Origin of the sequence: Saccharothrix sp. NPDC042600 (assembly GCF_040647305.1) — a bacterium.
Classification (GTDB): domain Bacteria; phylum Actinomycetota; class Actinomycetes; order Mycobacteriales; family Pseudonocardiaceae; genus Actinosynnema; species Actinosynnema mutabilis.
This window is the reverse complement of sequence record NZ_JBEZBW010000002.1, coordinates 1-16354: the sequence shown is the minus strand read 5'-3', so window position 1 is coordinate 16354 and position 16354 is coordinate 1. Positions and strand designations below refer to the sequence as shown.

At 72.5% G+C, this 16354-nt stretch carries 12 protein-coding genes; 10 read left to right on the top strand and 2 right to left on the bottom strand.

Annotated elements, in window-relative coordinates; translation table 11 throughout:
* Positions 1-94: 94 nt before the first annotated feature.
* The 8 genes from AB0A74_RS01985 to AB0A74_RS01950 all read left to right on the top strand — a co-directional run bounded on the left by AB0A74_RS01985 (position 95) and on the right by AB0A74_RS01950 (position 10565).
* Positions 95-2113 (top strand): PQQ-dependent sugar dehydrogenase, encoded by a 2019-nt coding sequence (locus AB0A74_RS01985; protein WP_358247027.1) that lies wholly within the window; start codon positions 95-97, stop codon positions 2111-2113.
* Positions 2114-2175: 62 nt separating this feature from the next.
* On the top strand, positions 2176-3084 hold the full coding sequence (locus tag AB0A74_RS01980; protein ID WP_358247026.1) for an IPT/TIG domain-containing protein: 909 nt from the start codon (positions 2176-2178) through the stop codon (positions 3082-3084).
* Positions 3081-3926 carry a hypothetical protein gene (locus AB0A74_RS01975; RefSeq protein WP_358247025.1) on the top strand — a complete coding sequence of 282 codons (846 nt, stop codon included), beginning with the start codon at positions 3081-3083 and terminating at the stop codon, positions 3924-3926. Before AB0A74_RS01980 ends, AB0A74_RS01975 begins: the two co-directional genes overlap by 4 nt.
* A gap of 157 nt (positions 3927-4083) precedes the next feature.
* Positions 4084-5337, top strand: a complete 1254-nt coding sequence (locus tag AB0A74_RS01970; RefSeq protein WP_358247024.1) for a glutamate-cysteine ligase family protein — start codon at positions 4084-4086, stop codon at positions 5335-5337.
* Positions 5334-6662 carry an ergothioneine biosynthesis protein EgtB gene (egtB, locus tag AB0A74_RS01965; RefSeq protein WP_358247023.1) on the top strand — a complete coding sequence of 443 codons (1329 nt, stop codon included), beginning with the start codon at positions 5334-5336 and terminating at the stop codon, positions 6660-6662. The genes AB0A74_RS01970 and egtB overlap by 4 nt, the downstream gene beginning before the upstream one ends.
* Before the next feature lies 1 nt (position 6663).
* Positions 6664-7407: an ergothioneine biosynthesis protein EgtC gene (gene egtC / locus AB0A74_RS01960; RefSeq protein WP_358247022.1), complete on the top strand. Its 744-nt coding sequence runs from the start codon at positions 6664-6666 to the stop codon at positions 7405-7407.
* Entirely contained in the window at positions 7404-8378 is a 975-nt protein-coding gene (gene egtD, locus AB0A74_RS01955; RefSeq protein WP_358247021.1) for an L-histidine N(alpha)-methyltransferase, read from the top strand. Before egtC ends, egtD begins: the two co-directional genes overlap by 4 nt.
* Positions 8379-8975: 597 nt before the next feature.
* Positions 8976-10565, top strand: coding sequence for an alpha/beta hydrolase (locus AB0A74_RS01950; protein WP_358247020.1), 1590 nt, complete (start codon positions 8976-8978; stop codon positions 10563-10565).
* Here the strand turns inward: AB0A74_RS01950 and AB0A74_RS01945 are convergent.
* Both AB0A74_RS01945 and AB0A74_RS01940 read right to left on the bottom strand, forming a co-directional pair.
* Entirely contained in the window at positions 10562-11752 is a 1191-nt protein-coding gene (locus AB0A74_RS01945) for a hypothetical protein (RefSeq protein ID WP_358247019.1), read from the bottom strand. The two genes, AB0A74_RS01950 and AB0A74_RS01945, sit on opposite strands and share 4 nt — an antisense overlap.
* 95 nt (positions 11753-11847) lie before the next feature.
* A complete protein-coding gene (locus tag AB0A74_RS01940) occupies positions 11848-14679 on the bottom strand; it encodes an aconitate hydratase (RefSeq protein ID WP_358247018.1) in 2832 nt (943 codons plus the stop codon).
* A gap of 154 nt (positions 14680-14833) precedes the next feature.
* Here AB0A74_RS01940 and AB0A74_RS01935 point away from each other — a divergent pair, with 154 nt between their 5' ends.
* The gene (locus tag AB0A74_RS01935; RefSeq protein WP_358247017.1) at positions 14834-15577 is read left to right on the top strand and encodes an ABC transporter ATP-binding protein; all 744 of its coding nucleotides are present in this window, start codon (positions 14834-14836) and stop codon (positions 15575-15577) included.
* Positions 15574-16218 (top strand): hypothetical protein, encoded by a 645-nt coding sequence (locus AB0A74_RS01930; protein WP_358247016.1) that lies wholly within the window; start codon positions 15574-15576, stop codon positions 16216-16218. The genes AB0A74_RS01935 and AB0A74_RS01930 overlap by 4 nt, the downstream gene beginning before the upstream one ends.
* The last annotated feature ends 136 nt before the right edge of the window (positions 16219-16354 follow it).

Here is a 16354-nt window from a genome sequence, read left to right as displayed (position 1 = left end):
TGACACCCCGCGGGGTGATCGGCCACAGTTTGGAAAGTTTCTTTTCTATACACCGCCGCCGCTCGCGCACCCCTGCCGACGTGGAGGCACCGAAGTGGCACCGAGGTTCCCGCGCAGCGCCGTCGTCGCGCTGACGGCGTTCGCCCTGATCGCTCCGCCGGGCATGGCGACGGCCGCCCCGACCGTCCACGAAGCCGAGTCCGCCGCGCTGTCCCGCGCCGTCGTGGAGGCCGACCACGCCGGCTACTCCGGCACCGGGTTCGTCAACTACGACAACGTCGTGGGCAGCCACGTCGAGTACACCGTGAGCACCGCGCAGGCCGGTCCGCACCGGCTGGTGTTCCGCTACGCCAACGGCACCACGACCGACCGCCCGCTGTCGGTGACCGTGGACGGCACGGGCGCGACCACCGTCTCGTTTCCCGGCACGGGCGCGTGGACGACGTGGCGCGACGTCACCACCACGGTCACCCTCAAAGCGGGCACGAACAAGGTCCGCGCCACCGCCACGACCGCCAACGGCGGCCCGAACGCCGACCGCCTCACCGTCAGCCCCGCCGACACCGAGGCCCCGACGCCGCCGCGCGACCTCCGCGCCACCGGCAAGACCTCGACCAGCGTCTCCCTCGCGTGGGACGCGGCCACCGACAACGTCGGCGTCGTCGCCTACGACGTCTACCAGCACGGCCAGTTGATGAAGAGCGTCACCACGCTCAGCGCCACGGTCACCGGCCTGACCCCGGACACCGAGTACGACTGGACGGTGTTCGCCCGCGACGCCGCGCCGAACGTCTCACCGGCCAGCAACAACGTCCTGGTCCGCACCGACCCCGCGCCCCCGGACACGCAAGCGCCCACCGCGCCGACGAACCTGCGCTCCACCGGCCGCACCGCCACGTCGGTGGACCTGGCCTGGACCGCGGCCACCGACAACGTGGCCGTCACCGGCTACCAGGTCTTCCGCGACGGCGCGCAGACCGGCGCCGCGGACGGCACGTCCACCACGGTCGGCGGCCTCACCGCGGGCACGGCCTACCGGTTCACCGTCCGGGCGCGTGACGCGGCGGGCAACCTCTCCGCGTTCAGCAACGAGATCACCGCCACCCCCGGCGGCACCACCCCGCCCGGCACCCCCGACCCCGGCACGGTGACGACGATCCTCAACGGCACGGACGTCCCGTGGGGCGTGGCGCCCCTGCCCGACGGCTCCGCCCTGGTGACCGAACGGGAAGCGTTCACCGTCTACCGGCTCACCGAATCGGGTCAGCGCACCAACCTCGGCAAGGTGCCGGGCGCGCAGACCACCGGCGGCGAGGGCGGCGTGCTGGGCATCGAGGTGTCGCCCACGTTCGCCACCGACGGGCACGTTTTCGTCTACCACACGGCGTCCTCGGGCAACCAGCTCGTGCGCGCGAAGCTGGAGGGCACGACCCTCACCGGCTGGACCACGCTGCTGTCGGGCGTGCCCAAGAGCCGGTTCCACAACGGCGGGCGGCTGCGGTTCAGCCCCGACGGCCGCTACCTGTTCATCTCCACCGGCGACGCCCAGAACGGCGACAACGCCCAGAACCTCAACAACAACGCGGGCAAGGTCCTGCGCATCCACCCCGACGGGTCGATCCCTTCGGACAACCCGTTCGCGGGCAAGGCGATCTGGAGCTACGGCCACCGCAACGTCCAGGGCCTGGACTTCGACTCCAAGGGCCGGCTGTGGGCGACCGAGTTCGGCAACTCCGCCCAGGACGAGGTGAACCTGGTCCAGAAGGGCGGCAACTTCGGCTGGCCCGCGTGCGAGGGCACGTCCGGCTCGTGCTCCGGCACGGTCGCGCCGAAGAAGACGTGGTCCACGTCCTCGGCCTCGCCCAGCGGGCTGACCATCGTCAACGACCACCTCTTCGTCGCCACGACGGTCGGGCAGCGGGTGTACCGGCTGCGCATCGACGCGTCGGCGAACCTGGTGGACCAGCGGACGTACTTCCAGGGCACCTACGGGCGGCTGCGGACGGTCGAGGTGGACCGCGACGGCGACCTCTGGCTCACCACGACCACCGACAAGGACGGCACCGCGAACAACGACCGCGTGCTGCACGTGGACGTCGTCTACTCGGGGTGACCCGGGTTCGCACGAACGGGTGAATCCGGGATTTCTCGCGCTCGCGGGCGCCTCCTGCACGTATGGCACCCAGATGGCTTACCCGGAGACGGGCCGCCGTCGCTTCGGCGGCGGCCGTCGTGGTGGTGTGCGGCGTCGTCGCCGCCGTGGTGGCGGGCGGGGAGCCGCCCGCCGCGGAGCCCGCGAGGGCGACGGCCCCGACGGCACCCGCAGCCGAGACGACGACGGACACGACCGCGGGCACGACCCGCATCGACACGATCGTCCCGACGACCGAGCGGACGACCAGGACCACGACCACCACTACCACCAAGCAGCCGCCCGGGGAGAGCGGGTTCGCGTGGCTGCCGTGGGGCCCGGCCGACCCCGGCGACCCGCCGCCGATCCAGTGGTACGGGCGGCTCCAGTCGGGCGAGTGCCCGGACGACGGGTCGGCGGACGTCCCGCTCTGGGCGGCGATGCGAGCGCTGTGCGCGGTCGTGGTCGAGGGCGACGCGGACCGGTGGGCGGACGTGCGCGTGGTGGCGGGCCCGGGGAAGATGCCGTGCCTGGAGAACGCCGCCCGCGCCTTGCTGGAGCGCGCCGTGGCCTGGCACGAGCGCAACCCGGACCGCCGCCCGGTCGTCGCGTTCGCCCAGCCCGGCCAGAAGACCGCGTGCCCGCCGGTCGTGACCGGGGTGGCCGGCCCGGACCCGGACGACGGCTGCGACGTCGAGAGCCCGTTGCGCGGACCGGTGGCCGGCGGCACCGGGCTGACCTTCTGCGGCTCGGGGTTCGACTCGACGGAGGTCACCGTCCTGGTCGGCGGCCGGGCGGCGACACCCGACTACGCCACGAGCACCCAGGTCGCGGTCCGCACACCGGCGGCGGCCGGGCCGGGGGCCGTGCGGCTGGAAGTGGTCAGCCGGGGGCAGCGGGTCGTCGTCTCGGAGGTGTTCGAGTACGCGGCCGAGGTGGTGCCGACGTCATGAGCGACGAGCAGGGCCGGGACCTGTCCGCCCTCGCCGGGGTCGCCTCGGCGGTCGGGGCGCTGGCCCCGCCGGTCACCATCGCGACCTCGCTGATGCTCTACTTCGGGTGGGCGCGCACGGCCGAGCAGGCGCGGTTCATGGGCGTCGATGTCAGCCTGTTCGGCTACAGCACCCAGGACTACGTGCTGCGCAGCATCCGCACGCTCTACATCCCGCTGCTCGTGGTGGCCGCCGCTGTCCTGTGCTGGCTGGCCGTGCACCACCGGGTGCTGAAGGTGCTGGAGACCCGGCGGCGCGCCCTGCGCGTGGCCGGGCGCGCCCTGTTCGCGGCGGGGCTGGCGGCGATGGCGGCCGTGGCCGTCGTGGCCACCGTCGAACGCTCCTTCCTCCCGCTGGTGGTGCCGCTGGTGCTCGCCGTGGGGACGGTGGTCGCCGCCTACGGGGCGTGGCTGACCCGGGTCACCGGCGACGGGAAAGCGCCCGCGCCGCCGTGGCACAACGCCCTACGCAAGCTGATGGTCGGCAGCATGATCACGCTCGCCCTGTTCTGGGAGCTGTCGCTGTACGCGGGGGTGACCGGGCGCGGTTACGCCGACGAGCTGGCCGCGACCGTGCACACCCTGCCGCGCGCCACCGCCTACAGCGGCGAAAGCCTGGGCATCGAGGCGCCCAACGTGGTGGAGGAGCGCCTGGACACCGGCCGGCACCGCACCACCGGCCTGCGCCTGCTGGTGCGCTCCGGCGGCCGGGTGTTCCTGCTGCACGACCACTGGAACCCCGCGGACGGCCGGGTCGTCGTGCTGCCCGACAACGAGACCGTCCGCTGGCAGTTCTCCCGGTGAGCGCCGGGTTCACCCGGAGCGGACACTGTCCGAAACGCCCCGAATACATCACGCGAACGGCGGTTGTCCTTGGTGCGCAAGGCTTTTCCGGGCATGCGATTGTCGGTCCCCCCGTGTAGCGTCGGAACGACGAGTGTGATCACGGGGAGTGCCGAAAGTGACTGCTGTCCGTAACACCCCGCCCGCGGGGCCGAGCCCGGCGGTCTTCCGGGACCGAGCGGAGGCCGAGGCGTACGTCGCCTCGGTCTGCTTCAAGCACGGACCTCCGAGGCTGCTCGGAGTCGAGATCGAATGGACCGTCCACCACCGAGAAGACCACAGCAAGCCCGTCGACGCGACCGCGCTGGCAGCCGCACTGGGCAAGCACGCGCCACCCACGCTGGTCCCCGACAGCCCCCAACAGCCGCTTCCCGGCGGCACGCCGCTCACCGTCGAACCGGGCGGCCAGGTCGAGATCTCCACCCCGCCGAGCACCTCCCTGACCGAGCTGCTGGGGACCGTCGCGGACGACATCGACCACCTCACCCGCCTGCTGGAGCCCCACGGCCTCGTCCTCGGGCACCGCGGCGCCGATCCCCACCGACCACCGCGCCGGGTGTTGCGGGTACCCCGGTACGCGGCGATGGAGCAGGCCTTCGCCCCCCTGGGCCCCGAGGGCCTCACCATGATGTGCAGCACGGCCGGTCTCCAGGTGTGCCTGGACTTCGGCCTCAAGGAGGACCTGCCCGCGCGCTGGGCCGCCGTGCACGCGCTCGGCCCCGTGCTCCTGGCGTTGTTCGCCAACTCGCCCGGCGTCGGCGGCCGGCGCACCGAGTGGGCCAGCGCCCGCATGCGCAGCCTCTACGCCACCGACCCGGTCCGCACCCGCCCGGCGGCGGTCTGCGCGGACCCGGCGGCGGCCTACGCGCGGCGCGTGCTGGACACCCCGGTGATCGTCGTGCGAAGACCAGGGCCCAACTGGTTCCCGCCCCACAAGTTCTCCTTCGCCGACTGGATCGACGGCGCCCTGCCGGTCCAACCGACCACCGACGACCTCGACTACCACCTGACCCTCCAGTTCCCGCCGGTGCGCCCGCGCGGCTACCTGGAGGTCCGCTACCTCGACACACCGCCGGACGGGCAGTGGCTGCCGCCGGTGGTGCTGATGGCCGCGCTGTTCAGCGACCGGTCCGTGGTGGACGGCGTGCTCGCCGCCACCGAGACCGCCGCGAACCGCTGGCTGGCCGCCGCCCGCCACGGCCTGGCCGACCCGGTGCTGGCGCGGGCCGCGCACGACGTGGTCGAGCTGGGCTGCGCGGCGCTGCACCGCACGGACCTGCCCGTCGCCCAGACCGACGCCATCGCCGCGCGACTGCACCGACAACTCGCCGAGAAGACCGGAGCTGAGAAGACCGGAGGGGGCCGATCATGACCAGCCAGTTCACCGAGGGGACCGAACGGGTCCGCGACCACGTCGCCGCGCAGCTCACCCGCGCGCGGCGGCGCAGCGAGCTGCTCACCGGCGCCGTGGACGACCACGACCTGGTGCGCCAGCACTCCAAGCTGATGTCGCCGCTGGTGTGGGACCTCGCCCACATCGGCAACCAGGAGGAGCTGTGGCTCGTCCGCGACGTCGGCGGGCGCGAGCCGGTGCGCCAGGACATCGACGAGCTCTACGACGCGTTCAAGCACGCCCGCGCGGTGCGCCCCGAGCTGCCGCTGTTGGGCCCGGCCGAGGCCCGCAAGTACGTCACCGAGGTGCGGGACAAGGTTTTCGACGTGCTGGAGACCAGTCCGCTGGAGGGCCGCCGCCTGCTCGACGGCGGGTTCGCGTTCGGCATGATCGTGCAGCACGAGCAGCAGCACGACGAGACAATGCTGGCCACCCACCAGCTACGCGTCGGCCCGCCGGTGCTCGACGCGCCGCCACCGCCGCGCGGCGGCCCGGTCGGCCCGCCGGAGGTGCTGGTGCCCGGCGGCCCGTTCACCATGGGCACGTCCACCGAGGCGTGGGCGCTGGACAACGAACGCCCCGCGCACCAGGCGTTCACCGACCCGTTCTTCATCGACACGACCCCGGTCACCAACCGCGCCTACGCCGAGTTCATCGCCGCCGGCGGCTACACCGACCCCCGCTGGTGGTCCGAGGCGGGCTGGGCGCACGTCCAGAAGGCCTCCCTGGTGGCCCCGAGGTTCTGGGAACGGGAAGGGGACCAGTGGTTCCGCACGGCGTTCGGCGTCACCGCGCCGCTCGACCCGGACCAGCCGGTCGTCCACGTCTGCTACTACGAGGCCGAGGCGTACGCGAGGTGGGCGGGCAAGCGGCTGCCCACCGAGGTCGAGTGGGAGAAGGCCGCCCGCTTCGACCCGGCGACCGGCCGGTCCCGGCGCTACCCGTGGGGCGACGAGGACCCGACGGAGGCGCACGCCAACCTCGACCAGCGGCACCTGTCCCCGGCCCCGGTGGGCGCGTACCCGGCGGGCGCGTCGCCGCTGGGCGTGCACCAGCTCATCGGTGACGTGTGGGAGTGGACCAGCTCGGACTTCCACGGCTACACCGGGTTCGAGGTGTTCCCGTACGCGGAGTACTCGCAGGTCTTCTTCGGACCGGACTACAAGGTGCTGCGCGGCGGCTCGTTCGGCAGCGACCAGGCGGCGGTGCGGGCCACGTTCCGCAACTGGGACTACCCGATCCGGCGGCAGATCTTCGCGGGCTTCCGCTGCGCGCGGGACGCGCGGCCGGAGGAGCTGGCCTGACGTGTGCCGCCACCTGGGTTACCTCGGCCCCGCCGTGCCCATCGCGAGTCTCGTGCACGACCCGCCGCACTCGCTGCTGCACCAGTCGTACGCGCCGCGGGACATGCGCGGCGGCGGCACGGTGAACGTGGACGGCTACGGCGTCGGGTGGTACCCGGCGCCGGGCCGGGCGGTGCGCTACCGCCGGGTCGGGACGCTGTGGGCGGACGAGAACCTGGCCCGGCTCAGCCGGGTCCTGGAATCGCCCGCGATTCTGGCCGCCGTCCGCTCGGCCACGGTCGGCATGCCGGTCGTGGAGACCGCGTGCGCGCCGTTCACCGACGGCGAGTGGCTGTTCAGCCACAACGGCCGGGTCACCGACTGGCCGGGGTCGGTCGCGGACCTGGCCAAGACCCTGCCCACCACCGACCTGCTGACGTTGGACGCGCCCACCGACTCCGCCCTGCTGTGGGCGTTGGTGCGGTCGCGCCTGGCCACCACGCCGCCGGCGCGAGCCGTGGCGGACGTGGTCGCCGAAGTGGCCGCCGCCGCACCCGGCTCGCGGCTGAACCTGTTGCTCACCAACGGCTCCGTGCTCGTCGGCACCACCTGGACCCACTCGCTGTGGGTCCGCCGCGCCGACGACGCGGTGACCGTGTCCTCGGAACCGCTCGACGACGACCCGCGCTGGCGGGAGGTGCCCGAGGGGCACGTGGTCGTGGCGGATCCCTCCACAGTGGACGTTCAACCGATGGGACGACGATGACCGAGCCAGTGCTGGACGTGCACCTGACCCCGGAGGAGGCCGCGGTCGCCCTCCGGGCGGAGGCGAAGGCGGGCCTGACCGCGAGCCCGAAGTGGGTCTCGCCGAAGTGGTTCTACGACGCGGTCGGCAGCGACCTGTTCGAGGAGATCACCCGGCTGGACGAGTACTACCCGACGCGCGCCGAACGCGAGATCCTCGTGGCCCGCGCGGGCGAGATCGCCGCGACCACCGGCGCGCACGCGCTGGTGGAACTGGGTTCGGGGTCCTCGGAGAAGACCCGGTTGCTGCTGGACGCGTTGCGCGACCACGGGACGCTCAACGAGTTCGTGCCGCTGGACGTCTCGGTGTCGGCCCTGACCGACGCGGCGAAGCAGATCATGGCCGACTACCCGGGCCTGAAGGTGCACGGCGTGGTCGGCGACTTCACCGAGCACCTCGGCCTGCTGCCGGGGGCGTCGCCGCGGCTGGTGGCGTTCCTGGGCGGCACGATCGGCAACCTGATCCCGGAGGAGCGGGAGAAGTTCTACGCCTCGGTGCGGGAGGTGCTGGAGCCGGGGGAGTGGCTGCTGCTGGGCACGGACCTGGTGAAGGACCCGGAGGTGCTGGTGCGGGCCTACGACGACGCCCGCGGCGTGACCGCCGAGTTCAACCGCAACGTGCTGCGGGTGTTGAACCGGGAGCTGGGGGCGGACTTCGTGCCCGAGGAGTTCCGGCACATCGCGCTGTGGAACGCCGAGGAGGAGTGGATCGAGATGCGCCTGCGGGCGGACCGGGCGGCCTCGGTCCACGTCGAGGCGCTGGGGCTGGACGTGGAGTTCGCGGCGGGGGAGGAGTTGCGGACGGAGGTGTCGGCCAAGTTCCGGCGGGAGGGCGTGACCCGGGAACTGGCCGAAGCGGGCTTCGACCTGCACCGCTGGTGGACCGACGAACAGGGCCGATTCGCCCTGTCCCTGTCCCGCGCCCGCGGCTGACCACTGGTCGCTGACCACTGGTCGCCGACCACCGGTCGCTGACCACTGGTCGCTGACCGCGCCGGGGGAGCGGGATGCGCTCCCCCGGCGCGTCGGGCCCGCAGCGTGTCGCGACGCCTCGCCCGCCGCGCCTCGCGCCTCGCCCGCCGTGTCGCTTCGGGCGTTCCGCCCGCCCACCCCCACCCAGGCCACCCCGCACAAGCCACAACTGCACCGCCTTCGGCGGGGCCGCCTGCGGCGGCCGGCACGGCACGGCTTCGCCGGCCGTGCGACCCCGAGCGCGCAGCGCTCGGGTCTGCGCGCGAAGCGCGCTGGCGCGCCCCGCGCGCCTGGCTTGTGCGGGGTCGGCTCGGGTGAGGGTGGGCGGGCGGAACGCCCGAAGCGACACGGCTCCGTCCCGAGCGCAGCGCACGCCGAGTGCACACCGGGCACAACCCGGGAAGCCGCCTCTCGACAAGCACCGTGGGCCGATCGGTCGGTCGAAACCCTCCGTTCTGCGGGTGTTCCCCGCTCCCCCCCGGGTGGGAGCCTCGCGCGACGGTGCCGTGGAATTTCGACGAGGGGCGGCACCGACTCGGACGCGAGGGAGCACCGCTCGTGAAGCTTGGTTCTAGAACGTTGGTCGCCGCGCTGGCACTGGGCACCGCGGTGTCCGGGCTCGTGGCGACCGGTACCGCCGCCGCGCAGGACGCACTGGCCGGCGCGCCGATCCAGTGGAGCAAGTGCGCCGACGACGTGTTGGCGCAGATCCCCGCCGCCCAGCGGGAACGGGTCACCTGTGCCAACCACCCCGTTCCGCTGGACCACCGCAAGCCGCGCGGTGCGAAGATCACCATCGCCCTGATGAAGGCGCCCGCGACCGACCAGGCCAACAAGGTCGGCTCGCTGTTCATCAACCCCGGTGGGCCCGGTGGCGCCGGGCTCATCTACTCCGCGTACGGCAGCTCGTTCTTCCAGCCCGAGGTCATGCGGCGGTTCGACCTCATCGGGTTCGACCCGCGGGGTGTCGGGCGCAGCACGCCGTTGCGCTGCTTCAAGACCGAGGAGGAGGCCAACGCGGTCTTCGGGCGCATGTCGCCGGTCCCGGTCACCCGCACCGAGATCCGCGACACGATGGACGCGACCAAGGACTACACCGACTCGTGCGCCAAGGTCGCCGGGCCGCTGTTGGACCACATGTCCACCGAGGACGTGGCGCGTGACCTCGACCTGCTCCGCCAGGGCGTGGGCGACCGCGACCTGACGTTCGTCGGCTTCTCCTACGGCACGCTGCTCGGCGCGACCTACGCCAACCTGTTCCCGCAGCGGTCGCGGGCGCTGGTGCTGGACGGCAACGTGGACCCGGAGCTGCGCACCAGCAACGGCGCGGAGTACGACCGGCAGCGCGCGCAGGGCTTCGAGCTGGCCCTGGACGCGTTCCTCAAGCGTTGCGACGCCGAGGGCGCCAAGTGCGCGTACAGCGACGGCGACCCGCGGGCCAAGTTCGACGAGGTGCGCGACGCGCTGCGCAAGGCGCCGATCACCCTGCCCTCGGGCCAGGTCGTGACCTACGCCGGCTACATCGGCCGGGTCACCGGCGACCTGTACGCGCCGACCCGGTTCAAGGCGCTCGCGGCCTGGCTGCAGTCGATCTACGGCGTGCTGCACCCGTCCGCCGCGCTGACCGCGCAGGCGGAGCCGGAGCTGGAGAAGCCGTTGGCCAACAAGCACGGCCTGGCCGACGTGCGGGCGGGTCTGGCGGACGCGGAGTACCTGTCCGACGACTCGTACTACGGCGTGAACTGCACCGACAAGCCGTTCCCGCGGATCCCGGAGCTGTTCCCGTACGTGGCGGCGAAGTGGGAGCGCGAGTCGCCCACGTTCGGCCGCCAGCAAGCCGCGTCCGACCTGCTGACCTGCGCGTCGTGGCCGGTGCCCAAGCCGGACCGGTACGCGGGTCCGTGGAACAAGCGCACCAAGAACCCGGTCGTCGTGGTGGGCAACTACTACGACCCGGCGACGCAGTACAAGTTCTCCCAGCGCATGACCCGTCAGCTCGGCAACGCGGTGCTGCTGAGCGTGGACGCGTTCGGCCACTGCATCCTGGGTGACAGCGCGGGTGCGGACACCGCGGTGACCGACTACCTGGTGAACCTCAAGACGCCGGCCGCCGGGCAGGTCTTCCAGCCCAACGTCCAGCCGTTCTAAAGGGTTCGCGGGCGGCGGTCGCGCAGGACGAGCGCGACCGCCGCACCGGCCAGCACCAGCGCCGACGGGTAGAACACCACCAGCGGGTCCACGCTGAACCACCACGGCGGGAGCTCGCGCACCCGCCCGTCCACCCACCCCATGTGGAAGTCGGAGTCCGGGGTCAGCGGCACGTAGGCGAACCAGCCGAACGTCTCCGTCCCCGCCGACGCGAACCAGTCGGCGGCCACGAGGAACAGCCCCGTGCCGACCACGAGCAACGGGAACCACGCCCCGGGCCGGCGGGCGTGCAGGTCGTGCGCCACGATCACCACCACGCCGGCGAGCGCCACCAGGGCCGGGACGGGTTGCGTCCCGACGATCCCCGCCACCGCGAAGGCCGCCGCCGCGCCGGCCAGCCGCGGGCTGCGCCACCGCCACGCCAGGACCAGCAGCAGGGGCGTCCCCACGGCCACCCCGTACTCCCACAGCGTGCTCAACGGCCCCACCACCGCCGGCGGCACCCAGTCGCGCCGGCCGTGCGCCACCGCGAACGCCACCGCCGCCCCGGCGAGCAGCACGACTTCCGGCCGCACGGCCGCGTCCGCCGTGGCCAGCGCCGCCTCGAACTGCCGCTGGCTCAGGAACTGCACCCCCGGCGCGGACACCTCGGGCTGGACGTACCAGGCGGCGGCGAGGTAGGCGGACGCGGTCGCCGGCACCACGAGGCTGCGCGCCCGCCACGCCCACACCGCCAACCCCACCGCCACCACCAGCGCGACGACCACGGCCAACGCCCAGTCCGACACCGAGGTGCCGACCGCGAACGCGGTCGACGCGGACCGCTCCAGGTGCACGCCGTAGACGGTGAGGCCGGCGGAGCTGTCCTCCGGCACCAGCGGGGACGCCTGCCACTCGTCGCCGAAGAACGCCACCAGCACGCCGACCCCGATGGCCAGCAACGGGAACCACTCACCCGGCCGCCGCGCGTGGAGGTCGTGCGCCGCGATCAGCAACGCCCCGGCCACCGCGACCACCGCCGGGAACGGCTGGTCCCCGACCAGCGCCGCCACCAGGAACGCCGCCGTGGCCGCCCCCAACCGCACCGACCGCGTCCACCCGGTCACCACCGCCAGCACACCCGCGCCGACCAGCGGCCCGTACTCCCACACCGTGCTGAGCAGCCCCACCAACACCAACGCGAACATCCTCGACCCCCTCGAAGGCGTTCACCCTAGCGAGCCCGATCACGCGAAAGGGCCGCCCACCCCGAACGGGTGGACGGCCCTTCCACGTCGAGCGACTAGCTGCGGACCATCTTGCGCAGCACGTACTGCATGATGCCGCCGTTGCGGTAGTAGTCGGCCTCACCCGGCGTGTCGATGCGGACCACCGCGTCGAACTCCACCTTCGCGCCGTCCGCCTTCGTGGCCACGACCTTGACCGTGCGCGGCGTCTCACCGTCGTTCAGGGCGGTGATCCCGGTGAAGTCGTAGGTCTCCGTGCCGTCCAGGCCCAGCGACGACGCGGACTCGCCGGCCGGGAACTGCAGCGGCAGGACGCCCATGCCGATCAGGTTCGACCGGTGGATGCGCTCGAAGGACTCGGCGATGACCGCCCGCACGCCCAGCAGCGAGGTGCCCTTCGCGGCCCAGTCGCGGGACGAGCCGGAGCCGTACTCCTTGCCCGCCAGCACCACCAGCGGCACGCCGGCCTCGGCGTAGGCCACCGACGCGTCGTAGATGGTGGTCTGCGGCGCGCCGTCGGCCAGGAAGTTGCGGGTGAACCCGCCCTGCACGCCCTGCCCGTTGTTCTCGTCGGCGAGCAGCAGGTTGCGCAGGCGGATGTTGGCGAACGTGCCCCGGATCATCACCTCGTGGTTGCCGCGGCGGGAACCGTAGGAGTTGAAGTCCTTGCGCTCCACACCGTGCTCGGTGAGGTACTTGCCCGCGGGCGAGTCGGCCTTGATCGCGCCGGCCGGGGAGATGTGGTCGGTGGTGACCGAGTCGCCCAGCAGCGCCAGCACGCGCGCGCCGCCGATCTCGGTGACCGGCTTCGGCTCCATCTCCATGCCCTCGAAGTACGGGGGCTTGCGCACGTAGGTGGACTCGGCGTCCCACTCGAAGGTCTTGCCGGTCGGCGTGGGCAGCGACTGCCAGCGCTGGTCGCCCGCGAACACGTCCGCGTAGCCCTTGGTGAAGCCCTCCGGCGAGATCGACGACGCGACGACCTCGGAGATCTCCTGCGGCGACGGCCAGATGTCGGACAGGTACACCGGGTTGCCCTGCGGGTCGGTGCCCAGCGGCTCGGTGGTGATGTCCTTGTCCATCGAGCCGGCCAGCGCGTAGGCCACCACCAGCGGCGGGGACGCGAGGTAGTTCATCTTGATGTCGGGGTTGATCCGGCCCTCGAAGTTCCGGTTGCCCGACAGCACCGACACCGCGGCCAGGTCGCCGGAGTTGATGCCGGCCGAGATCTCGTCCTGCAGCGGGCCGGAGTTGCCGATGCACGTGGTGCAGCCGTAGCCGACCAGGTGGAAGCCCAGCTTCTCCAGGTAGGGCAGCAGGCCGGCGCGCTCGTAGTAGTCCATGACGACCTTGGAGCCCGGCGCGAGGGTCGTCTTGACCCACGGCTTGCGCTCCAGGCCCTTCTCCACGGCCTTCTTCGCCAGCAGCGCCGCGCCGATCATCACCGACGGGTTGGACGTGTTGGTGCACGAGGTGATCGCGGCGATCGCGACCGCGCCGTGGTCCAGCTCGAACTCCGCGCCGTCCACGGTCACCTTCACCGGGTTGGACGGCCGGCCCTGCGCGCCCTCGGCGGCGGAGTGGAACACGCGCGGCTCGCCGCCCGCGTCACCGTCGGACACCGAGATCGGGTCGCTGGCCGGGAACGTCTCGTCCACGGCCTCGTCCACAGTGGACTTCGAGTGGTCCTCGGTGTCGGTCACGTACGCGCCCAGCGCCTGCCGGAACGCCTCCTTGGCGCTGGACAGCTCGATGCGGTCCTGCGGGCGCTTGGGGCCGGCGATCGACGGGACGACCGTCGACAGGTCCAGCTCCAGCGTCTCGGAGTACACCGGCTCGTGCGCCGGGTCGTGCCACAGGCCCTGCTCCTTGGCGTAGGCCTCGACCAGCGCCAGCTGCTCGGCCGAGCGGCCGGTCAGCTTCAGGTAGTCGATGGTCTCGCCGTCGATCGGGAAGATGGCGCAGGTCGAGCCGAACTCCGGGCTCATGTTGCCGATGGTGGCGCGGTTGGCCAGCGGCACCGCGCCGACGCCCGAGCCGTAGAACTCGACGAACTTGCCGACCACGCCGTGCTTGCGCAGCATCTCGGTGATCGTGAGCACCAGGTCGGTCGCGGTCGCGCCGGCGGGCAGCTCGCCGTGCAGCTTGAAGCCGACCACGCGCGGGATCAGCATCGACACCGGCTGGCCCAGCATGGCGGCCTCGGCCTCGATGCCGCCGACGCCCCAGCCCAGCACACCGATGCCGTTGACCATCGTGGTGTGCGAGTCGGTGCCGACCAGCGTGTCCGGGTACGCCTGGCCGCCGCGGACCATGACCACGCGCGCCAGGTGCTCGATGTTGACCTGGTGCACGATGCCGGTGCCCGGCGGGACGACCTTGAACTCGTCGAACGCGGTCTGGCCCCAGCGCAGGAACTGGTAGCGCTCCTTGTTGCGCTCGTACTCCAGGTCGACGTTCAGCTCGAACGCGTCCGGGCGGCCGAAGATGTCGGCGATGACCGAGTGGTCGATGACCAGCTCGGCCGGGGCCAGCGGGTTGACCTTCGACGGGTCGCCGCCGAGCTGGGTGACCGCCTCGCGCATGGTGGCGAGGTCCACCACGCAGGGCACGCCGGTGAAGTCCTGCATCACCACGCGGGCGGGGGTGAACTGGATCTCCGTGTCCGGCTCGGCGGACGGGTCCCAGGAACCCAGGGCGCGCACGTGGTCGGCGGTGATGTTCGCGCCGTCCTCGGTGCGCAGCAGGTTCTCCAGCAGGATCTTCAAGCTGTACGGCAGACGCTCGGCGCCCTCGACCGCGCTCAGCCGGAACACCTCGTACGAGGCGTCCCCCACGGTGAGCGTGCCGCGGGCGCCGAAGCTGTCCTTGCTCGCTGGTGCAGTCACGTGAAACTCCATCTGGTGACGCGCAAAGTCGGTTTGGGAACTTCTGGTGAGTCTTCCGCACCCGGGAGTGCGGCGCGCTCTCGACCTAAACAGTACGCGTGTCCTGTATTCGGCTTCAAGCCGGCCCCACGTAGATCGGAGCATCATCACACCCGTGGTCCGTCTTGATCGAATCGGGAAGCGGTACGGCCGGGGTCCGTGGGTGCTGCGGGACGTGTCGCTGTCCGTGGAGCCCGGCGAGGCGGTGGTGGTCACCGGTGGCAACGGCTCGGGCAAGTCCACCCTGCTGCGCATCGCCGCCGGCCTGAGCAGGCCGTCGGTCGGCACGGTGTCCCGACCCCGGTCGGTGGGGTGGCTGCCCGAGCGGTTCCCGTCCGGCGTGCGGTTGAGCGCCCGCGACTACCTGCGGCACCAGGCGGCCGTGCGCGGCGTGCCGGTGCGGTGGGACCTGGTCGAGGCGCTGGGCTTCGTGGGCGACCCGGACGCGCCGATGGCCACCCTGTCCAAGGGCAACACGCAGAAGATCGCGCTGGTCCAGGCGTTGACGGCGCGCGACCTGCTGGTCCTGGACGAGCCGTGGTCGGGTCTGGACGTCGCCGCCGCGTCCACCCTGCGTTCCTTCCTGGCTTCCACCCCGGCGTCGGTGCTGGTCACCGACCACCACGGCCACGACCTCCCCGGCGCGCGCGTCCTGCCACTGGCCGCCACCGCGACCGGGGTGGTGATCGAACTGGCCCGGGTGGGGGAGCTGTTGTCCGAGGTCAGCGCGCTGGAGGGGGTGCTCTCGGCGGCGGCGGTCGGCACGGGCGCCCGCGTGGAGGTCGCCGCCGCGCACAGCGACCGGGTGCTGGCGGCCGTGTTGGAACTGGGGTGCTCGGTGCGGGGCGTGCGGTCATGACGGCGCTGGTGCGGTACCTGCTGGCCGACGTGCTGCGCACACAACGCTGGCTGCCGCCGTTGCTGCTGTTCGGGGCGGTGCTGGCGATGCTGAACTCCTCCGACGCCGGCCCGCCGTTGTCGGCCTACGCGGGGACGTGCGTGTTCGTCTACCCGGTGGCGGTGTGGCTGACCATCGTGATCGCGACGGCCGAGGACCCGGTGCGGCGGACGGTCACCGTGGCGACGGCCGGGTGGTGGCGGGTGCACGCGGCGGTGGCGGTGCTGTCGGGGTTGGCCGCGCTGTTCGTGGCACTCCTGGCGACCGTGGTGCCGTTGCTGACCCAGCCGCGGCCGTACCCGTGGTCGGCGGTGCTGGTCGGGTTCGCGGCGCTGCTGGTGTGCGGGCTGACCGGGGTGGGCGTGGGCGTGCTGTGCACGCGCCCGGTGGTGACGCAGCACGGTTGGTCGGTACTGCTCGCGGTGGCCCTCGTGTTCGCCGCCTTCCTGTTCGGCCAGGTCCCACCGATCGGCAACATCCTCGGCGCACTCGGCCACGACAGCGGAATCCCCACCGCCCTCACCATCTCCGCCGTGTGCGCCCTGGCCCTGACCATCGGCAGCACCTGGCTGGCCCGCACCCTCGGCCCAAGGCGAACCTAGCCGGCGCTGTGGTCTTGGGGCGCGCAGCGCCCCTGCTTTTGGGGCGCGCAGCGCCCTGCTTTTGGGCTTTTCCGTCCTCCCCGTATGGCCTGCCCGAAGGGCTACCACACTTTTGGTCGGGTGCAGCCGAAAATTT